Genomic DNA, 20,596 nt, shown 5'->3' on the forward strand with positions numbered 1-20,596 from the left:
GTAGGTGCACGTAAGCAGAATAGCATGAACTACGAACAGCAGGAGCTGAATAAAACCCAGATCAGGCAAAGCAGATTCCCCCTGATAATCACCTGCATTATCTTGGGCATACTTGTCGGGTTATACTTTATACTTCCCGGTTTTCAGGAAGGAGTTAAAACCGGCTGGGAGGTACTGAGCAGTGGCGAAGAAAAACGCATATCGGAATGGGTGAGCCAGTTTGGCTTCTGGGGTCCGTTGTTTATTGTACTGGCCATGGTTGCCCAGATGTTCCTGCTCGTAGTTAATGTGGTTGCCCTGATGCTGGTTGCCATCATTGCCTATGGGCCTGTGTGGGGCTCGGTTATAGCGGTGGTGGCCGTGCTGGTAGCCTCTACGGTTGGCTACCTGATCGGCCGCAGCATCGGGGAGGCGGGCATCAGCAAGCTGATCGGGGAGAAGGCGCAGCGAAAGGTAACCGGTTTTGTTGATGACTATGGCATCTGGGCTATCATCATCGCCCGTGTTTCTCCGCTGCTCTCCAACGATGCGGTTAGCTTTGTAGCTGGCCTTACCGGCATGGGTTTTATAAAATTCATGACAGCCACCTTCGCCGGAATCGTACCGCTTACCATCCTGCTGGCATGGCTCGGAGAGAGCAACGATCGCCTTAAGAACGGGCTGCTTTGGGTAGGCATCATTAGTCTTGTGGTCTTAATTGGCTACGTACTTTTCGACAAGTACCGGAACAAAAACCAGACTGGCCGGAACTTATGATCAACCTTCCCTTACCGCATCAAAGCTTCCCCGTCAGCAAGTATTTTCCGCCTACTTTTTTGTTTGGAAAGGCTGTTTTCCTCCCTTTTTCAGGACAGGAACAGGAGGCTGTTATTTATACTTAAATTGCTCATTGGGCAGCCCTTAAACAAGCACTAAAAAGGTGTGTTATTAGTAAAATTATAATGCAGATAAAATAAGTTAAAAATTAGGAATTTAAAGCGTTAGCCAAACATCGCAAAACCATTCTGTAAGTCCATCGTTTAAGCGGTTTATTGTTTTTAAAATGATGTTCAACGAAATGGATCGCTTATGTTTAGGGTAAAATTACTAGCAGCAGTATTCTCCATTTTTGTAGCGCTCGGAGAAGAATTCTCCCTCTTCGGAAAGGATATTTCAGAGCCCGAGAATGTAAAGGCCAAGCCGCTCGACTGGCCTCCGACACCTAAGACCTACACACCCGAAATTGACCCTCTTCCCGAGACTTTTACCGTTTCCGCTTCCGTATACTTCCCCGAGCCCGGCCAGACAGATTCCACCCCTTTTATTACTGCCGATGGCTCACGCATCAATCCTAAAAGCCCTGGTAAACACCGTTGGATCGCTATCTCCCGAGACCTGCATACCCGTTGGGGCGGAGACCTGGAGTTTGGCGATTCGCTCTGGGTCTCCGGTATTTCAGATGACCTGGACGGGCTTTACATTGTCCGTGATACCATGAACCGCCGCATCCGTAACCAGATCGACATTCTGGTAGGGCGCCACGAGAAGGTAATGGGCTTCTGGAACGACGTACAGATCGCCAGATTAGATTGACCTGCATCTTTCCGCGTGAACGAATCGGACCGGGTTGCGTACCAAAGCTGCAAACGCCTGAGGTATGCCCGAGGAGGATGAACTAAACGCAGAAAAAGAGCAACTGGAAAGTGAGCGGTATGAGCTCCTGAACCGCCTGCAGGATACCCTGGAAGGCCCGATGGTGGTGCTGGGCTTTGTATGGCTGGTGCTGCTGCTGATCGAATTGATCCGGGGACTCACGCCCATGCTGCAGCTGTTCAGTACCATTATCTGGGTCCTGTTTATACTTGATTTCCTGGTGAAATTCACACTTGCGCCGCATAAATCGGAGTTTATGCGGCGCAATGTGCTCACCACCATCTCGCTGCTGGTGCCTGCTTTGCGTGTGCTGCGGCTGGCCAGGCTCTTCCGCATACTTGGCACGCTGCGCGCAGCCAGAGGGTTACGGCTGGTAAAGGTACTGGGCTCGCTGAACAGAGGCATGCGGAGTTTGGGTGTGGCCATGCAACGACGTGCTTTTGGCTACGTACTGAGCTTAACGCTGGTGGTGCTGGTAACCGGAGCTGCCGGCATGTATGCCTTTGAGAATAATAGCGGCCTGAACACCTACGGCGAGGCCCTGTGGTGGACGGCTATGATGCTTACCTCGATCGGCAGCGACTATTTTCCGGAAACGGCTGAGGGCAGGTTCTTGTGCTTTGTGCTGGCCCTGTATGGATTTGCCGTATTCGGCTACTTTACGGCTACGCTTGCCACGTTCTTTATCGACCGTGATGCTGAGGCAACGGATGCAGAGGTAGCCGGTGCCCGCCAGGTAAAAGCCTTGCAGCAGGAAATACAGCTGCTCCGCGCTGAAGTACGGCAACTGCTGCAGGACAGGAATGCAAACGGCGACAGCCCTGATCCGGAAGTATAAATAACGTTGCCTGAGCCGGCGGTTTTTGCGTTCTGTGCAAAATGCCTATTTTAGTAGGCAAACCAATACCAAAGCGAATGACCAGAGAAGAAGCACTGACTATACTTCAGGAAATGACAAGCAGCGAAAGCCTGCTGCGCCACGCCCGCACCGTGGAGCTGGTAATGCGGGCCTATGCTAATAAGCTGGGCGAAAACGAAGAAGAATGGGGCGTTACCGGCCTGCTGCACGATGCCGATTACCAGGCCTACCCCGACCAGCACCCGAACGTGATCGTAAACCTGCTGCGCGAGCGTGGCGATGAAAAAATAGCCCATGCCATATCGGCTCACTATACCAAATGGGGTGTTTCTTACGACACTACCCTGGATAAAGGGTTGCTGGCCTGCGATGAAATAACCGGCTTTATAGTTGCCTGCGCACAGGTACGTCCGCAGCGACTGGAGGGGCTGGAAGCAAAATCAGTGATCAAGAAACTGGGCCAGAAAAGCTTTGCCGCATCCGTAGACCGCGACGAGGTGAGGATAGGAGCAGAGCAGTTCGGCGTAGACATGAAAGAACACATCGACTTTATCATACAGGTGCTCCAGCAACACCAGGACGAACTGCAGCTACAGCCGCAGGCCAGCTCGCAAGTATAAAGTAAGAAAGTATAAACTGAGGCAGTTGCAGTACAGACATAAAGTATGCTGTGCTGCAGCTGCTGCTTTTTTAAGTTCAGGCAGTGTAATGCTGCAGGACCTCGATTCCTTCGGCATCATTTTCTGCTTCTACCACTTCATTTATCACATACTGTATTTCCTGCTCGCTCCACTTTTCTTTTTCAGCTGCTTTTACAAAAATATCGAGGGCCACAAACCGTGAGGCTTCCACAGGGAGGATTGCTTTTACTTTTTTGGTGATGCGCATTTGAGTTGATCGTTAACGTTCAAAGGTACAAAGAAGTAGGTTCTCCGGAAGCAGTTCTGCCTTTGAGCGCTCAGTTTAAGCAATATTGCTGGCGGAACATTTGCCAGGACTGGGCTCTGCTGTACTTCCGAAAGTATGATTTCTGCTTTTGCAGTAGTTGAATTACGGCTTCTATTGCTCTCTGTTTTTTAACTCTGTTCCGATCCCTTCGTTCATAACAATACGCATGCAGCAAACGGGACAGAGTATGACGAAAGAGACTTTTACGCTTGAACAACTACAACAGCTCGATAACCTGACCATCCTGCACTATGCTACTCCGATCATAGTAGCCTCGGTGCTGCTGGAGTGGCTGGTGGGCGTTTATAAGAAAAGAGATTACTACGAAGGCAAGGATTTTCTGGCTGCCCTGGCTATTGGCGGTGGAAGTGCGGCGCTGGGAGCATTGTTGAAGGTATCGCTGTTCTCCATTGCCCTGGTAGTGTATAATATGGTGCCCTGGGCAATTCCACGGTCCTGGTGGGGATTTGTTGTATGCTTCGTGGTTATTGATTTTTGCCGCTACTGGGCGCACCGGCTGGCGCACGAGCAGCGCTTCTGGTGGGCCACGCATGTAACGCACCACTCCTCTACTAAAATGAATTTTGCCGTGTCCTTCCGTACCGGCTGGACCAACCACATCAAGTTTGTGTTCTTTTTTCCGGTGCCTTTACTGGGTATTGATCCGTTCACTTTTTTTGTCTGCCACCAGGTAGCGGTGCTCTACCAGTTCTGGGTACATACCGAACTCATCGGCAGGTTGCCGACACCCGTAGAGTATGTTTTTGTGACGCCCTCGCACCACCGGGTGCACCACGGCTCCAATGCCAAGTATATTGATAAGAACTATGGTTCCTCCCTTATTATCTGGGATCGTATGTTTGGTACCTTTCAGCAGGAGGAGGAGAAGCCGGTTTACGGCCTGACCACGCCGGTTACGTCCTACAATCCTTTTTACCTGGTTTTTCACGAGTGGGTGGCCATCTGGCAGGACCTGCGGCATGTAAGGTCTGTAAAGGAAGCATACCAGGTGCTTTTTAAGCCCCCCGGCGCTATCGTGACCGAGTACCAGCGAAAGGTTGCCACGCAGCAGGAACAGGATGAAGCAGAAGAGCAAGCAACTACAGAAAACGCCTCTGTTGCCCCTGCTACAGGAGTTGTTTAAGCAGTATAAAAACAGAAAGCATGGCCGAACGCCATGCTTTCTGTTTTTATACTATCCGGGTTATACTTAATAGCTTTGGTCTGGTTGTCGGTTGGCCGGGTTAGTCTGGGCTTCACGCGGCACACCCATTTTCTCTTCGCGTCGCTGCTGGTATTGTGCAAACTGCTGCGGCGTCAGGATGTCCTTGATCCGGGATAACCTTGTCTGGCTGATGACATCCATCTGCTGGGCAGCCTGTCTCGGGTCTGATTTATACTTCTCGCGGGCCTTTTCAGCGCTGCGCATGCTGTATAGGTTAATCTCTTTCAGCTTTTTGGCCTGATCCGGTGTAAGGCGCAGGTGCTTTACCATACCGGCCGTCATTTCGTCGGCGCGCTGCTCCAGGGTTTTAGGGGCACTCTGCGTTGTTTGCGGCGTCTGCTTCTTCGCAGCATTCTGCGCAAAAGTGGCGGTGGCAACAAATGCAAAAATCAGGGCGAGCGTGATTCTTTTCATATAGCTATTCATGTTTCGGGTTATAGGTGCAAAAACTGTTCCGATTAAACTATTACCTGCATGTTTTTCAACAAAGCCTGTGCGGCTATAGTTTCTGAGCCGGTGCAAGCGGTACAACGTCAGGACTCCGAGTGGAAGTATACTTTGTAGAAGTGCATGCCGCGTTCCTGGTCAAATCCGCGTTCTACGTACTGCTCGCTCTGCTCCGGGTTATAGCCGCTGAACTTGATCTCGATCTGCGTATCCAGCTTGATAAAGTTACGGAACTTGCGCTTCATGTTGCGCACCGTGTTCTTGTTGATGGCAAAATCGGTAAAACCCTCGATGTCGCGTTCTTCGGCAAATGCCTGGGTGTAGCTTTTAAAACGCTCGGCTGTTTCCGGCTCATCGATCACGCTGCTAGTGAATTCTTCCAGGTCAAACATTTCGCTTTTGGAAAAATAATCTACCGAGCGGCTGATGAAATCGACCTGCGCCTTTTTGCTTTCGGTTTTGGCAAACACCTCTTCCGAGAAATCCTTGCACAGGTTCAAAGCTGTCTTGGTATTAAAGTTGGTGTCCTTCAGCTCAGTTACATTCAGGAAATCCTCTTTCCAGAACAGGGCGTCGGTGCTGTTGGCGTCAACCAGCTTTACGCGGTAACCATCTTCTACTTCGGTGTTAAAGATGATGCAGCCTTTGTCCACGCTCTTCAGGTTAACGCCGGCGTGGTAGTCTACACTCAGGTCATTATCGCTGTCCTGGAAAGTAAGGAAGGTGTCCTTGTTTTCTGACTTAAAGATACCGATCGCATCTACGTATTCCTCCTCCATCAGACATCCTGAAAAATACGCCACGTACAGTTCGCCGCTCTTCACCTTCGGGTGGTCCGACTGCTCGTAGAGGTGGTTGAGGATGTGCACCGTGTACGCGTAATACTTTTCCGGCTCGTTAAACATGAGCGTGGCGTAAGCAAACAACTCGTTCAGGGTCAGGTCGGAAGTATGGGTAAAACGAAAGAACTCTTCCTGCTTGAAAGGGGAGAGGAAATAATTGCGCAGCAGGTCGTGCAACTCTTCGTCGCGCAGGTCCACCAGCTCTTTTGCTATTACCACGCCTTCCTCTTTGGCCTTGTTGCCTACCCGGTGTACCGCCAGTTTATTAAGGCGCACCTGTGTCTTCTCACTCATACTGCTGTTCTCTTTTACCAGCCGCGGATGCGGCCTTTAGGGCTGCAAAGGTACGCGTACGAGCGGCCCCTCCAAAGTACAGTTTCATAAAATCCCAGCAGGTAGAAGACTTTTATTGCAGGGGTATAACAGGAGTGTTAAATTTTATTTTATTGTAAATCAATGGTTTGTATGTGGTTGATGCATTTTTTAATGCCAAACATTCTTTTCTGGCACAGTTTTTCCATTCGGAGATTCTGAGCAGCGCAGCTTATTAATTTTTACAGGGAATTAAAATTTAGAAGATCATGAAGAGGATTTTTTTACTCATAGCTGTGGTGCTCGGCTTTATAGCCACCAAAGTAAATGCACAACAGCAGCCCGTGCGCTTTGGAGTGAAGGCGGGCGTTAACCTTGCAGAGTGGCAGGGCGAAACAGTGAACAGCGCACAGGATCTGATCGAATTATCGGATGGCTCGGTGAGCAGAAAAATGCGAGAAGGCTTCCATGTTGGTGGTTACATCGCCATACCTGTAGGTCCGGGGTTTGAGATAGAGCCTGGTCTGCAATACTCTCAGAAAGGTACCCAGCTAACCGGTAAGCTGCCTTTTAAGGAGACTGAATTCCTGAATGCCACAGCTACCATTACCAACAAAGCAGAATACCTTGACCTGCCGGTAGTTGCGAAACTTTACGTAGGCGAGGGGTTCCATATATATGCTGGTCCGCAGGTGTCTTACCTGCTTTCCAACAAGGTACAGGCACAGGCCGGTGCACTGGGCTTTAATGCCCTGAACCGGGAGTGGGACATGAAAGATGGTATCCGGGAATTTGACTTTGCAGTAACAGGTGGCCTTGGTTACAGGTTTGCCAATGGTTTTAACATCGGGGCCGGCTACGACTATGGCCTGGAGACCATCGACGACAAAGGAAATTTCGAAACGTACAACCGGGTGATCAAAGCCTCTGTCGGTTTTACTTTCTAAGAAGAGTTTATTAGTTTATGTTTAGTGTTTAGGTAAGATAAAAAAGCCCCTGTTTCAGGGGCTTTTTTCATGTCGTACAGGGACGGGAGCATGGGTGCCTGTTTATACTTACTGAAGCACTGCATGATCGTGCACGCACAGCCGGTAGCCCTGCCCGTGTATGTTGATGATCTCGACTGTAGGGTCTTCTTTCAGGTACTTGCGCAGCTTGGCAATGTATACATCCATGCTACGGGCTGTGAAGTAGGTATCTTCGCGCCAGATGCGTTGCAGGGCTATTTCGCGGGGCAGCACATCGTTCAGGTGCTGGCATAGCATCAGCAGCAGGTCGGCCTCTTTAGGCGACAGCTTCTGCTCGTGCCCCTGGTGGTGCAGCAGGCGCAGCTTTGGTTGCAGCACGTAGCTGCCGATGGTATACTCGGTTGGCTCCGCTTTTTCGGGTGTAACACCTCCTTTGCGGTTCAGCACCGCCTTTATCTTGTAAAGCAGCACTTCCGAATCGAAGGGTTTGGTGATGTAATCATCGGCCCCGATCTTAAAACCCTCCAGCATATCTTCCTTCAGCGTTTTGGCTGTCAGGAAAATGATCGGAACATTAGTGTCGAGTTTCTTGATCTCGCGGGCAAGCGTAAAACCGTCTTTCTCCGGCATCATCACATCCAGTATGCACAGGTCATACTTGCCTTTCCGGAATGCGGTGCTGCCCTGGTTACCATCTTTGCAGAGTGTTACCTCGTAGTCGTGCATTTCCAGGTAATCCTTCAGCACAATGCCAAAGTTCGGATCGTCTTCAGCCAACAGGATGTGTATTGCAGTATCTGCCATGGTAAAAAATTATTGTCTTACAGGTATTGACAAAGTTTATACTTTTAGAAGATGGGCAAGCGTGCTTTACGAAGCAAAAGGTAGAAACACCTCAAAACGGCTGCCTTTGCCCAATTCACTTTTCAGACGGATGTTGCCATGGTGTGCCTGTACGATCGCTTTGACGTAGCTCAGACCCAGACCAAAGCCTTTCACGTTATGCACATTGCCGGTTGGCACGCGGTAAAACTTCTCGAAAACGCGTTGCTGTGCCTCCCGGCTCATGCCCAGGCCTTTGTCTTCCACCGATAACACCAACCCTGTTTCGGTACTGTACGTGGTAAGGGTGATGTCGGGGCTGGCAGGGGAGTACTTGTTGGCGTTATCAAGCAGGTTGCAGATTACATTGAAGAGGTGTACCTCATCGGCCTGCAGCTCGTGCTCTGTAGCCAGCAAATTGGCAGTAATCTGCCCATTGCGCTGCTCCACCTGCAGGCGTATACTTTCCACAGCCCGTAGTGCCAGCGCATGTACATCCACCGGCTGGAGGGTCATCTTAAACTCATTCTTCTCCAGCAGCGCAATCTGCAGTACGCTCTCTACCTGCGCGTTCATGCGCTTGTTTTCTTCTTTAATGATGTTGGTATAGTAGCGGATCTTCTCCGGGCGTTCGTATACTTTCGGGTTTGAGATGGAGTCGGTGGCCAGCGAAATGGTAGCAATCGGCGTTTTGAACTCGTGCGTCATGTTGTTGATGAAGTCGTTCTTCATATCCGACAGCTTCTTCTGCTTGAAGATGATGTGGATGGTAGTGCCGAACGTAGCCACGATAACCAGGGTGAAGAGCGCAGAACAAAGCAGCATAAACCACAGCGACTGTATGGCATAGGCCTGGCTGTTGGGGAAGTATACGGCCAGGTAATCGGGCTTTTCGAAAATATCGTTCGGGAAGAGGCTCACTTTGTAATTGGAGAAAGGCACCAGGCCGGCCTGCACCACGTCGTAGGATGCCACGGTATCGCTCTTGCCAGATACTACCCAGTAACCGAAATCAGTACAGATGCCTTTATCGGCTAGCTCTGCCTGCAGCAGTGGCTTCAGGTTGCCCAGGTCGAGGCGCTTTTGCAGCGGCACGTCTTTGGCGACGTATTCCACCACCATTTTCTCCACCACGTCGTTGAGCTTCTCTTTTTTAACTTCCAGCTTATCTGGCCTTTGCTGTGCCTGTTCAGGTGCGACTGCGGAAATGGCAGGCTGCTGCTTTTTTACAGGCTTTGCTTTTCGGACAGGTCTTTCCTGAGGCTCGTTCTGCAGCATCATTTCCTGCATCGGAGTATTCCCCATGGGTTCTGTTCTGTACTGCGCCGCTCTCCTGTGATCATAAAAGAAAACGCTATCCGGGCGTATTGCGCTGACATGCAAGTTGGCAGGACGTAGTACAACAGCCGGGCGACTCATGCGCCGCAGACTATCCAGGTGCATGGCCAGTAGCTGAAGCTCTTCGATCGGGAACCGCATGGGCATTACCTGTTGCCGCATCAGGTATAACATGCTGTCCTGCATGCGCTCGGCGTAGCGCAATGCATCTTGTTGCTGCGCAGATAGCCACAGTGTATCGAAGCGGGTAACGGAACTGAAACTATGGAACGATGCCCGGTCTACCTGCGAGGTAACGGTGTTCCAGAAAGTCTGTGAAAACTGCTGGCCTCCGTTGTGTATTATTATAGAGTCGTAAGGAGAAAGTCGGATGAGGAGATCATCTTTCCTGTAACCTAACCGTGCTTTTGCCTGTTGTGCCGGCCAGGTGGGTTGTTTTGCACGGCCAGACTCCTGCGCCCGTACATTGTTTTGATCCGCTTGCCGGGGCGAGGAAGTATAGGATGTTTCAGGTATGCTTGCTGCCACCGCAGGACCAGCTTCCGGATATGGCGTTACAGGCTGTAGTTCCGGAAGAGCCGGCGGTTCGCTCAGGGTTGCAATCTGGTCTGTTACCACCGAAACGGCTTCCTGCGTTTCCAGCTTTTCAACTACTTTGGCCAATGCCTCGTGCACGCTGCGGTCAAACTGCTCCTGTTTTACCTTTATGGCATCCGTAATCCAGTACCACTGCAGGCCAACTACGCCCAGCAGCGAGATGCTCATCAGCACGATTACTCCTATGATTGTTCGTTTGCTCACAAAACAAATTTACATCATTGCAAACTGATATGCATTTATTTAACTTTTCTTTAACGGATTTTAACGGAACAGTGAGCTCGGTTGCCTCTGTACTTTGATATCTGATTTAGTATACTGTTAATCAATTGTATAAGTGCCAGGGCGAAGTTATACTTTAACTTTCCTTTAACACTCTTTAACCTCCCTTTAACTAAAGCCGATTTAGTTGGACCGTACATTTGTAATGTAGCTGACGGGCTATACCTGCTCTTATAAAACTATGAAAAAGCCTCCTGGAAAGGACCTCTGCGGCGCTAGCTAATACCTGGTGCCGCAGGCTAAAGGAGAAATAGCTCATAGTTGTATACCTGAAACGATACTTAACAGCGAGATCCAAAACCTGTAAAACTATGAGCATACCTTCTGTATTCCGCTTAATTGCCATGCTGGCTTTGTCGCTGCTGCTTACCTTATTGTCATACTTTAACGTGCAGGCTCAGGATAAAACAAAGGAGCCAAAGCAAATGCGCGTTAAGATTATCTGGGAGGCAGACGGTAAAAACGTGGTGACAGACACGGTGCTGACCGTTCCGGACCTGCAGGAATTACGCGCCACGCTGAAAGACCTGGAGTTAGACACTGCTGTCTTCAGAAGGCTACAGGAAAATGAACTCCGCATGCTGGATAAACTCGAAACTCTGCAGGATGGCGATACAGTGCACTTCAGGAAAATTGAACCGGATAGGCTTCATTTCGCAGATTCTGTTCGAAGCAGAGCGGGAGAAATACGTCGACGCCACGCTTCCGATGCACCGCGCATTATCATAGAAAGGCTAAACGGTAAGGTGGATTCGGCGCTGGCAAGAGGCCTTGAAAACCGCCTTAAAGTGATCACGGATGCGAAAACAGGGGAGAAGAAAGTATACCGGATTGATGAGAATGGCAAAGAAGAGGAACTAACCCGGATAATGCCAAAGAACAAAAGTGGCCGTAATAGGGCGGTCATTGTTGTGAGGAAGATGAACGTGCAGAACATTACCGCAGCGGATAAGCAAGCACTTAAAGATGCCGGAGCCCCGGTTGAAGTCAAACCTAAAGAAGAACTGAAGGTAGAGGAGATCAGCTTTTACCCTAACCCTAACAACGGCCGGTTTACACTCAACTTTGCCCTTGATAAAAAAGCTACTACTGTCGTCCGGATCATGGATAGCAAAGGAAACGAGGTGTTTGTGGATACAGTAGAAAAGTTGTCCGGAGAGTATAACCGCGAAATTGATCTCGGGCCGTTTGGTCCCGGCATATATTACCTGCAGGTGGCGCAGGGCAAACGTTATCATACCAAAAAGATAGTGGTTCAGTAAGCTTGAGTTGTGTTGTTTTTCAGGAGCCTGTGCCGTCGGTCATGGGCTCCTTTTTTTATCTCCCAACTATAAAAGCCATGAGCCAGTAAAAAGAGCTAGTTTAAAAGCGTTACCTATGAAAGCATCAAAATTTATACTTCTCTTTTTAAGTTACTGCGCCCTGCTAAGTATAACTGCACTGGCGCAGCAACAGCAAACTACCTACAATGCCACCCTCGACAAGTATAAATACCCTTACCCGGTAAAGCATTTCCCGGTAGGGATAGAAGGAAACAACTACAAGATGGCGTACATGGACGTGGCGCCTGCTAAAAAGGTGCCGAGCCCGCAGACGGTGGTATTGTTTCACGGCAAGAACTTTATGGGCGCCTACTGGGGCAAAACCATCAAATACCTTTCTGAGAACGGCTACCGGGTAGTGGTGCCTGATCAGATCGGTTTTGGTAAATCAGACAAACCGGACATCCACTATAGTTTTCACCAGCTGGCCTACAACACCCGAAAGCTGCTCGATACCCTGAAAGTAACTAATGCCGTTGTGGTGGGGCACTCCATGGGCGGTATGCTGGCCACCCGTTTTGCCCTGATGTACCCGGACTTTGTACAGAAGCTGGTGCTGGAAAATCCGATCGGGCTGGAAGACTACAAACGCTTTGTTCCTTACAAAACTATAGAAGAGCTGGAAAAGGAGGAGTTAGGCCGCACCGGAGCCTCGATCCGGGCGTACCACAAAACCTATTATCCTGTCTGGAAACCTGAATATGACGAATGGGTGCGCGTGCCGGCAGCCCAACTCAAAAGCAAAGACTACCCGCAGGTAGCCAAATCAGCGGCTCTTACTTATGCCATGATTTATGAACAACCGGTGGTGTATGAGTTCAGCGAACTGAAAATGCCTGTGCTATTGGTAATAGGGCAGGAAGACAGAACAATCGTGGGCAAGGGCTACATCAAAGACGAGCAGACGAAAAAGGAACACGGAAAATACCCGCAACTAGGGAAACAGACGGCCGAAGCCATTCCCAACGCTAAGTTATTGGAGCTACCTAAGATCGGGCATATTCCGCACCTGGAGGCTACGGAGCAGTTTCACAAAACGCTGTTGGAGTTCCTGAAGCAATAAAAGCAGACCCTTAGTGGTGGTGATGGTGGTGGTGATCGTCATCGCCCGGTTTGCTGTTGTAGTTGGCAACCGTACCGGCGCTAAAAAATACCAGCCAGCAAAGGTAAAGCGCGTCGAAGTTTTCGACCGTTTTGCCGATAATGGCAAGTATAAGATGCGCTACAAGCGTCATGATCAGGCCGGTTGCGGCCACAAACTGGTAGGAGTTCATCTCCCGTGGATCGTAAATTTTGGAAAGCTTCATGTACGCCTGGTTTCTTATACTTACCTCTAACACAAACAGAGGGGGAGTGGTGCCTTTCGTATTAAAAATTGTGGCAAAGATAGCAGAACGGTGCAGTATTTGTCTTTGGCTTCCTGCACATCAGGTTTTATTTTTCTATTTTTCCGGTCGCTATACTTATTATACTATTATGTCCAGACGCATTGCGGTTACGCTTAAAATTGTTGCATTACTTTTACTATTACAAGGGCGGCCTGCGGGCATTGCCAGGGCAAGTGCGCCGGTAGCAGAGATACAAGTAACGGGCTTTTATACGTTACTCGGTTCTTTCCTGCAAAAGCATGTGGAGGGTGGGCAGGTAAACTACAGCGCCATCAGCAAAGACCGGAAAGCGCTGCAACAGCTTGTGCAGCATGTTGCGGCCTACGACCTGCGAAAGGTCACCCCATCCGAAAAGAAGGCTTTTTACATCAATGCCTATAATGTGCTGGTCATACAAGGCGTGATGGACAGTTATCCCCTAAAATCCGTGATGGAGGTCTCCGGCTTCTTCGACAAGACAAAGTATAACGTAGCAGGCGAGCACCTGACGCTCAACGAGCTGGAAAACAAAAAGCTGCGGGAAGTATACAAAGACGCCCGCATCCACTTTGCGCTGGTATGCGCCGCAAAATCGTGCCCTCCTTTGCTGGGCAAACCTTACCTCCCGGCCACGCTGGAGCAGCAACTCGAAAAGCAAACAACACAGGCGCTGCAAGACCCGCAGTTTATACAAGTAAAGCCAAAAGAGGGGCAGGTGCTGGTATCGGAAATCTTTAAGTGGTATGAGCAGGATTTCCTGCAGGAGGCTCCCTCTATAGTGGCTTACATCAACCGTTACCGGCAGAACAAGATCAACCCGAAGTATAAAGTAGGGTACTATACTTACAGCTGGGATCTGAACCAGGTTAACAGGTAAGTACAGATGTTTTATGGTTGTTTTATTATGTAAAATAAAACAGGCGATTCCAACTACCGGTACTTCTGCGCGTATACCAATGCGAACTAAGTACTAGAATTATGGCAATTAGAGAAGAAGATCAGCAGAATACGCCGGATAAACCGGAAAATATATTTGATAAGAACCGTCAGAGCCAAACAAATAAAAACTACCCGGATCCATCGGCTAAACGAAATGTGGGCTATGGAGGCGACCTGGAGCGAAAGGGACAAAAAGATAAACTGGAAAACCTCCACATCGGGGGCAATGAGGTTACCGGCTACGGCGACAACAACCCGGATAGCGTTGAGGAGTTTGCTCAGGGACCGGGCTTTGAATACGAAGGCAGCGATACTGCCATGGACGACAGCATGAACGGAATCCGGAGCACGGACCAGCCGCTGGACAGCGACCATACCGAACCGAACGACGCAGACTACAGCAGAAGCTAGGAAAACAACACCTATTAGGCTATAAAACAGGATGGCCCGGTGCATTGCACCGGGCCATCCTGTTTTACCAGGTATAGCTTCGTATTACTCAGTGATTGCTACAATGTAGCGCACATTAGCAGTCTGTTTGTACTTGAAGTAAGCCTGCATCTGAGTAGGAGTTAAAAACTTACGGATTCTCTTGGTGAAAGCCTTTTCTACTTCCTCTGTTTTAGCCTCGCGGGAAATCACATCGTTGCTAAACGTTTGGGCAATTTCATCCAGTTTCAGCATTCGCTCGCGGTTCAACTTTTTAAGCTGAATGTATTCCGCTTCGTTCAAAAGAAGTTTGTTCGCCAGTGCACGCGTCGATTCAGTACATTTCTTTTCGATTTCAATCGAAATGTTTGATAAAGAAGCAGCAGAAGCAGAAGAGATAATAACGAAAAGAGAAACTGTGATAAAAAGTAGAAGTTTTTTCATCTTGGTTCTAAGGTTTTTTGATGTTGTTTGGTTTAGGTTTATAAAAGGATTATAAGTTCAAAGTAAGCTTTAAAGCATCCTCTTCCTGCCGCACAAATCTTATTAACATCTCTTGAGGTTTTGTACCTTATCCGATAAAAATTATGCTTTAATCGGGTGGTATGCTTTTGAGATGTGCAAATGTAATATAAATGTTTTAGAATATAAAAGTATCTCTATAAAATAATTTATACATTTTTTCAAAAACGTTCTATACTGCGTTTAAACCCATTTTTTAGGATAAAATAAGTATAAAATTGTTTGAACATCGGTGCTTTTTACAAAGCACAAAGCCCCAGTTATTTAAGTATAACCGGGGCTTTGAAGAAGAGATTGGTATTATCTTTTAGCTAGCTGGGTTTGGCTTTTGGCCAGTACCTTTGCGGCTGTTTGAATTCTTGTTTCGCCAGAACCCGCTTCGGCTTTTGCTGCGCTGCCCGTTTTGTGGTTTGTTGCCAGTATTACTGTTTGCCTGGGCTGGTTTGGCAGCCGCCGCCAACGTTACAGGAGCAGCAGCGGTAGATACGTAAGGATGATCTGTGTGCACCGCCAGTTCTTTTCGGATCAGCTTCTGAATGTCGCGCAGGTAAGGGCGCTCGTCCAGGTCGCAGAAGGAGAGGGCAGTGCCCACGTTACCTGCCCGGCCTGTACGGCCAATGCGGTGTACGTAGGTTTCCGGTTCGTTCGGCAGCTCAAAGTTTATCACATGCGACAGCTCTTCCACGTCGATACCGCGGGCAGCAATGTCAGTAGCAACCAGCACGCGGGTAGTGCCTGCCTTAAAGTTACTTAATGCGCGCTGGCGGGCATTCTGCGATTTATTGCCATGGATGGCCTCGGCCTGTATTTCGGCACGGTTCAGGTCTTTGGCAACCCGGTCGGCACCGTGCTTGGTACGGGTAAATACCAGCACACGCCCGATGTCAGAGGTTACAAGCAGGTGGCGTAACAGGTGGCGCTTATCGCTTTTCTCCACCATAAACACGGCCTGCTCTACTTTCTCGGCAGTAGAAGAAACAGGCGTTACCTCTACCTTCACCGGGTTTTTAAGTATGGTATCAGCCAATTTTTGAATTTCAGCAGGCATGGTAGCCGAAAAGAACAGCGACTGGCGCTGCTGTGGCAGCTGCGGAATGATTTTTTTAATGTCGTGGATAAAGCCCATGTCCAGCATGCGGTCTGCTTCGTCCAACACAAAGAACTCCACCTTTTTCAGGTTTATGAAGCCTTGCCCCATCAGGTCGAGCAGGCGGCCCGGTGTCGCAATGAGTACATCGATACCGCGGCGCAATGCATCGGTTTGCGGGTGCTGCGAAACACCACCAAAAATTACAGTATGCCGGATGTTGGTATACTTGCCATAGGCCTGAAAGCTCTCTCCGATCTGGATGGCCAGTTCACGGGTTGGCGTAAGTATAAGTGCTTTTATGCCTGAAGCAGGGCTTTTACGGCCCTGTAACAACTGAAGTATAGGTATGGTGAAAGCAGCTGTTTTGCCTGTTCCGGTTTGAGCGCAACCCAGCAGGTCCTGGCCTTGCAGCACGTAAGGAATGGCTTGTGCCTGTATCGGTGTTGGATTGGTATAGCCTTCTGCCTGCAAAGCGCGCAGAATAGGCTCAATTAATTGAAGATTGTTGAATGTCATGTGGATTTTGTAAACCAGTGTCAAAGGTAAGTTTATAATTTGGCTTCCGTCTTATTATTTATAGAGGCCTTTGGAAAGGATATAAACTTCTGTTACTGGAGGTCTGATTAGAACAGAGCCGGCTGCTTAATGATTCAATTTGGCTTTAAACAGCAGCTGTGGCGAGTATAGATCAGACTTAAACTGTTGCAGAGAAGTATAACTGTAGGTGTTAGAGCGGCGCGCCACGTAAAGGAAAGTATAAAAGCCAGAAAACAGATCGCCCTCAGTGTTGGCTGAGGGCGATCTGTTTTGTAAATGTATCAGGAGATCAGTTCACGAAGAACTCTTCCCGGATAAAATGAAGTATCTCGATCGAGAGCGGTTTTGAAAAGAAGTCTTTTACTTCTTCGTGGCTTTTGGCGCAGATAATGTCTTTTCTGTCGACAGCTGAAGACAGCATAAACAGGCAGCAGCGCTTGGTTACCTCACCGGGTAATTTGCGGTATTCATCTATAAAGCTCCAGCCATCCATGCCCGGCATGTTGATGTCGAGGAAGATCAGGTCCGGAAAAACAACTGGGCTGTTATGCGCCGCACTTCTTAAATGAGCCAATGCCTCCTCTGCACACTGAAAACTTACTACCTCTTCAGCAAAATTTTCATTCTTGATAATACTCTCGCAAACAAAATTATTCACCTCGTCGTCGTCAATCAGAACGACTTTTCGTAAAGGGCTCATCTATACTTTCTCTTTAAAATATATGCTAAAAGTTGTTCCTACGTTAACCTGGCTTTCGATCTCTACCCTGCCCCCAAGCAGTTCGGCCTGTGTTTTAACCAGGTGCAGGCCTAATCCTTTTCCTTCGGTTTTGGGGTGAAATCGTTTGTAGAGTCCGAAGACTTTATCTTTTTCCTTGTTGAGGTCAATGCCAAGGCCATTGTCGCTTACGCTTAGACAAATATAATTAGGAACTGAATAAGTTCTAAGCTGTAGTCGTAATTTTCTGTCAGGCGACCGGTACTTAAGCGCATTCGTTACCAGGTTCAGCATAATGCTGTGCACATAGCTCCGGACGGTAACCACGCTCGGTGCGTCTTCAAAATCGTGCTCCAGGGATACAGTAGAGGCGTCCACTTCACCGGAGAGGCTCTCCATGATATGGTGCAGCACGGTGGTAAAACATACTTCTTCCTGCACTTTGCCCAACTCACTGCGGATGGTCAGGATATCATTCAGGTCGCGGATGGTTGAATCCAGCAGCCGGGCTGATTTTACCAGGTTCTCGATCACGCGCTGGTTCATTGGAGCCTCGGGGCGTTCTTTGTCGTAAATGGAGCCCAGCCCAAGTATGTTGGCTATGGGCGCGCGCAGGTTGTGCGACACAATATAGGCAAATTGCTGCAGGTTTTGGTTTTGCTTCAGCAGTTGCTCGGTTAGTTCGGCCCGCTTGGCTTCTGCCATTTTATACTGCGTTATATCAGAAGCAGAGCCGTCGATGCGGTAAATAAGCCCATCTTCGTTTACCATAGGCGAGAGGCGGAACTGGATCCATTTCTGTTCCTGGTTACGATGTACTACGCGCAGCTCGAATTGCTGCCGCTTTCCTGCTCTCAGAGCCGGAAGTACCTGCTCTTTCAGGATGTGCCGGTCTTCTTCGTAAATAGATTGCACCCACAGGGTAGGATCCGCCAGGAAATCCTCCTCCGAGTAGCCGGTAAGTTCCTGACATTGCGGGCTAACGTAGGTGATGGTAAAATGCTGGTCGGCAGAGAAAATAACCTCAGGTATGTTCTCCAGGGTAGACTGCAGCAGGTTTTTTGCCTCCAGCACTTCGCGCTCGTTTTGTTTGCGTTTGGTAATGTCCTGAACCGATCCGGTAGCCCGTACCGGCTTTCCATGCTCATCAAACTCAATCTCACCGATTTCTACAACCATCCGCTCAGATCCATCCGGCATCAGAATGCGGTGTTCTATAGAGATGATGTCCTGTTCCCGGGCAGCCCTTTTGTAGCACTCCAGAACCATACTTCTTTCTTCCTGCGGAATGCGCAGCAGGGTATTCTGGAGGGTAGGCCTGAATTCATACTTCCGCACGCCGTAGATATCATACACACTGTCGGACCAGGTGAGCTGATCGGTAATAATTTCATACTCCCAGTTACCCAGGTGTGCCAGTTGCTGTGCCCGTGCCAGTTGCGACTCACTGCGCTTTATGGTTTCCAGGGCCTGCTTTTGCTCTGAGATGTTCAGCGTACTGAGCGAAACAGCCAGCACCTCGTTATCGGGGCCATGCACCGGCCGGTAAGCTACCTCATACCAATAGCCACCGTGGCCGCTTTCGTATATCATCGGGTTCCCCTGCATGGCCTTTGCGTGGTTTTCTACCAGGGTTTCTGCAAAAGATGGGTCAACGTACTCCAGTATGCTTTGCCCGATGCGCAGCTGCTTCAGTAAGTATGTTTTTACATCGTTTTCAGCTACTGCATTGTAAAGCAGCAGGTTCAGGTCTTTGTCGAGGAGGTAGATGGCCTGCGGTGAGCTGTTAAGGAGGGCGCGTAGATTTGCCTCACTTTTTATCAGCTGCTCCTGCGCTTCCTTCTGGCTTGTAATGTCGATCATGGTGCCATTCCAGGTAATGATGGAATCCTGCTTGAGGGTAGGCAGGCCATGTCCCCGCACCCAGGTCCACTTCTGCTGGCCGGGCTGGCGCAGTCTGAATTCGGTAACGAGCGGTTTCAGGCTGTGGTAAGAAACCTGAGTTGCTTTCCGGATCATCTTCAGATCATCCGGGTGGATGTATTTGTGCAATACCGTTGGGTCTGCGTATACTTCGGCAGGCGTAACCTTGTACAGGTCGCGGATACCCTCGCTGACAAATGGAAAGCTATACTTGTAGCTGGCATCCATCTGAAACTGGAAAACGGCTCCGGGAAGGCTGGAGCTGACCTCGCGCAGCTGCTGCTCGCTTTTCTGTACCATCTGCATGGCCTGCACCCGGTCCTCGATGTTCACGGTTACCACCACACGCGGATGGTATTCACCTATCTCCGGCAACGCCTCGGATCTTGTCTCGACGGTAAAGGTGCTGCCGTCTTTGCGCATGTGCTGCCAGTTCCCGCCTATCGAATCATGTTTGCCGGAGGATCCGAGCCGCTTTAGTAGCCTTTCTTTGTCTGCAGGAGGGCAGATTTCCAGTATAGAAGAAGCGAGAAATTCATCGCGGGTAAAGCCATATTCCTTCTCAGCGGCCTCGTTCACTTCCAGGAAGCGAAGCGAGTGCTGGTCGAACAACCACATGGGCAGGGGGTTGTTGTCGAAGAGCATTTTGTACTGCCGCTGGCTTTCGCTTAGGTCAAGTTCCAGTTTAAGCCGCTCTTTAATCTCTGCATTCAGCACCTGGTTATCACGCCGCAATTGCATGAAGATACGCCTAATGATCACCCCTGATGCAACTGTAAGCACCATTGCCAGCACCAAAAGCAGGTTATAGTTGCGGACGGTAGTCGTAATGGTGCTGAAAACGTCATCGCCGTTTTCGCGGGTTGTCTGCCGGATACTGTCGCTAAGCTGGAGCAGCAGCCGCTGGTGCGTATAGGAGGCGGGCGCCAGCGTGTGCTTGTTCAGAAGCTCTGCTTTGGGCTGCATGCTGCTGCGGCTGCGTTCCAGCAGGCGCTGTACGTATTCGTGGTAGGCCTGCCGTTCTTTGATAAATTCATTCAGAATAATGCGGCGCCCGTCGTTTTGGAGCAATTTGCTCAGCTGGTTGGTGTAAGTGATGTGGCGGGCATACCCTGCTTGTATCTGTTCCTCCGATCGGGCCTTTAGCTTAGGGTCGCCTGTGGAAAGGTGCCGCAGTACAGCCGTTTCGACCATATCCTCGTTGTCGTGCAGACTGCTGATAAGCTGTAGCTTGGTAAGGGCGTCAGATACAAGGGAATTGTATTGTTGCTGCACGTGGCGGGCACCTATAAACGACAAAGCACTCACCACCAGCAGCACCGCCAGCAAGGTGGAGAAGGCCAGAACCACATACTGTTCCGTATTGCCATTGTGTGAAACAATGTTATACTTCTTCTTAAAGATCATGCCTGGGTGCTAAGCCTGAGAGATAAAATTACGCAAATAGTAAGATTGAAAGGATTAAGTATAAAGATAG

Annotated in this window: 20 protein-coding genes; 10 read left to right on the top strand and 10 right to left on the bottom strand. The window is 49.4% G+C overall.

What is annotated here, in order from left to right; all coding sequences use genetic code 11:
* Window positions 1-24: 24 nt before the first annotated feature.
* The 4 genes from MJ611_RS07505 to MJ611_RS07520 all read left to right on the top strand — a co-directional run bounded on the left by MJ611_RS07505 (window position 25) and on the right by MJ611_RS07520 (window position 3,111).
* Window positions 25-756: a TVP38/TMEM64 family protein gene (locus MJ611_RS07505; protein ID WP_250429049.1), complete on the top strand. Its 732-nt coding sequence runs from the start codon at window positions 25-27 to the stop codon at window positions 754-756.
* Between the two features lie 312 nt (window positions 757-1,068).
* The gene (locus MJ611_RS07510; protein WP_250429050.1) at window positions 1,069-1,572 is read left to right on the top strand and encodes an RlpA-like double-psi beta-barrel domain-containing protein; all 504 of its coding nucleotides are present in this window, start codon (window positions 1,069-1,071) and stop codon (window positions 1,570-1,572) included.
* A 64-nt stretch (window positions 1,573-1,636) separates the two neighbouring features.
* Window positions 1,637-2,470 (top strand): ion channel, encoded by an 834-nt coding sequence (locus MJ611_RS07515; RefSeq protein WP_250429051.1) that lies wholly within the window; start codon window positions 1,637-1,639, stop codon window positions 2,468-2,470.
* A 77-nt stretch (window positions 2,471-2,547) separates the two neighbouring features.
* Window positions 2,548-3,111 carry an HD domain-containing protein gene (locus MJ611_RS07520; RefSeq protein ID WP_250429052.1) on the top strand — a complete coding sequence of 188 codons (564 nt, stop codon included), beginning with the start codon at window positions 2,548-2,550 and terminating at the stop codon, window positions 3,109-3,111.
* Between the two features lie 76 nt (window positions 3,112-3,187).
* On the opposite strand, the gene MJ611_RS07525 is transcribed toward MJ611_RS07520, so the two are convergent.
* Window positions 3,188-3,379: a hypothetical protein gene (locus MJ611_RS07525; RefSeq protein WP_250429053.1), complete on the bottom strand. Its 192-nt coding sequence runs from the start codon at window positions 3,377-3,379 to the stop codon at window positions 3,188-3,190.
* A 247-nt stretch (window positions 3,380-3,626) separates the two neighbouring features.
* On the opposite strand from MJ611_RS07525, the gene MJ611_RS07530 reads away from it, so the two are divergent.
* Window positions 3,627-4,583, top strand: a complete 957-nt coding sequence (locus MJ611_RS07530) for a sterol desaturase family protein (RefSeq protein ID WP_250429054.1) — start codon at window positions 3,627-3,629, stop codon at window positions 4,581-4,583.
* A 66-nt stretch (window positions 4,584-4,649) separates the two neighbouring features.
* On the opposite strand, the gene MJ611_RS07535 is transcribed toward MJ611_RS07530, so the two are convergent.
* Window positions 4,650-5,078 (bottom strand): hypothetical protein, encoded by a 429-nt coding sequence (locus MJ611_RS07535; protein ID WP_250429055.1) that lies wholly within the window; start codon window positions 5,076-5,078, stop codon window positions 4,650-4,652.
* A 119-nt stretch (window positions 5,079-5,197) separates the two neighbouring features.
* Window positions 5,198-6,247: a nucleoid-associated protein gene (locus MJ611_RS07540; protein WP_250429056.1), complete on the bottom strand. Its 1,050-nt coding sequence runs from the start codon at window positions 6,245-6,247 to the stop codon at window positions 5,198-5,200.
* A gap of 287 nt (window positions 6,248-6,534) precedes the next feature.
* Between MJ611_RS07540 and MJ611_RS07545 the strand changes: the two genes are divergently transcribed.
* Window positions 6,535-7,212 carry a porin family protein gene (locus MJ611_RS07545; RefSeq protein WP_250429057.1) on the top strand — a complete coding sequence of 226 codons (678 nt, stop codon included), beginning with the start codon at window positions 6,535-6,537 and terminating at the stop codon, window positions 7,210-7,212.
* A 108-nt stretch (window positions 7,213-7,320) separates the two neighbouring features.
* Here MJ611_RS07545 and MJ611_RS07550 read toward each other — a convergent pair whose 3' ends face one another.
* Complete coding sequence (locus MJ611_RS07550) at window positions 7,321-8,037, bottom strand: response regulator transcription factor (protein WP_250429058.1); 717 nt, start codon at window positions 8,035-8,037, stop codon at window positions 7,321-7,323.
* A 66-nt stretch (window positions 8,038-8,103) separates the two neighbouring features.
* Window positions 8,104-10,194, bottom strand: a complete 2,091-nt coding sequence (locus MJ611_RS07555) for a sensor histidine kinase (RefSeq protein ID WP_250429059.1) — start codon at window positions 10,192-10,194, stop codon at window positions 8,104-8,106.
* A 389-nt stretch (window positions 10,195-10,583) separates the two neighbouring features.
* Between MJ611_RS07555 and MJ611_RS07560 the strand changes: the two genes are divergently transcribed.
* Both MJ611_RS07560 and MJ611_RS07565 read left to right on the top strand, forming a co-directional pair.
* Complete coding sequence (locus MJ611_RS07560; protein ID WP_250429060.1) at window positions 10,584-11,534, top strand: T9SS type A sorting domain-containing protein; 951 nt, start codon at window positions 10,584-10,586, stop codon at window positions 11,532-11,534.
* 115 nt (window positions 11,535-11,649) lie between these two features.
* Complete coding sequence (locus tag MJ611_RS07565; protein ID WP_250429061.1) at window positions 11,650-12,657, top strand: alpha/beta fold hydrolase; 1,008 nt, start codon at window positions 11,650-11,652, stop codon at window positions 12,655-12,657.
* A gap of 10 nt (window positions 12,658-12,667) precedes the next feature.
* Here the strand turns inward: MJ611_RS07565 and MJ611_RS07570 are convergent, their stop codons facing one another.
* Window positions 12,668-12,901 (bottom strand): hypothetical protein, encoded by a 234-nt coding sequence (locus tag MJ611_RS07570; protein ID WP_250429062.1) that lies wholly within the window; start codon window positions 12,899-12,901, stop codon window positions 12,668-12,670.
* 169 nt (window positions 12,902-13,070) lie between these two features.
* Between MJ611_RS07570 and MJ611_RS07575 the strand changes: the two genes are divergently transcribed.
* Both MJ611_RS07575 and MJ611_RS07580 read left to right on the top strand, forming a co-directional pair.
* Window positions 13,071-13,838 (top strand): DUF547 domain-containing protein, encoded by a 768-nt coding sequence (locus MJ611_RS07575; RefSeq protein WP_250429063.1) that lies wholly within the window; start codon window positions 13,071-13,073, stop codon window positions 13,836-13,838.
* A 101-nt stretch (window positions 13,839-13,939) separates the two neighbouring features.
* A complete protein-coding gene (locus MJ611_RS07580; RefSeq protein WP_250429064.1) occupies window positions 13,940-14,311 on the top strand; it encodes a hypothetical protein in 372 nt (123 codons plus the stop codon).
* Window positions 14,312-14,395: 84 nt separating this feature from the next.
* Here the strand turns inward: MJ611_RS07580 and MJ611_RS07585 are convergent, their stop codons facing one another.
* From MJ611_RS07585 to MJ611_RS07600, 4 genes are all read right to left on the bottom strand, one after another.
* Window positions 14,396-14,773 carry a hypothetical protein gene (locus tag MJ611_RS07585; RefSeq protein ID WP_250429065.1) on the bottom strand — a complete coding sequence of 126 codons (378 nt, stop codon included), beginning with the start codon at window positions 14,771-14,773 and terminating at the stop codon, window positions 14,396-14,398.
* A gap of 385 nt (window positions 14,774-15,158) precedes the next feature.
* On the bottom strand, window positions 15,159-16,457 hold the full coding sequence (locus MJ611_RS07590) for a DEAD/DEAH box helicase (RefSeq protein WP_250429066.1): 1,299 nt from the start codon (window positions 16,455-16,457) through the stop codon (window positions 15,159-15,161).
* A 310-nt stretch (window positions 16,458-16,767) separates the two neighbouring features.
* Window positions 16,768-17,178, bottom strand: coding sequence for a response regulator (locus MJ611_RS07595; protein WP_250429067.1), 411 nt, complete (start codon window positions 17,176-17,178; stop codon window positions 16,768-16,770).
* The gene (locus MJ611_RS07600) at window positions 17,179-20,526 is read right to left on the bottom strand and encodes a PAS domain S-box protein (protein WP_250429068.1); all 3,348 of its coding nucleotides are present in this window, start codon (window positions 20,524-20,526) and stop codon (window positions 17,179-17,181) included.
* Window positions 20,527-20,596 lie beyond the last annotated feature (70 nt).

The organism is Pontibacter ruber, from assembly GCF_023630205.1.
GTDB classification, from domain to species: Bacteria; Bacteroidota; Bacteroidia; order Cytophagales; family Hymenobacteraceae; genus Pontibacter; species Pontibacter ruber.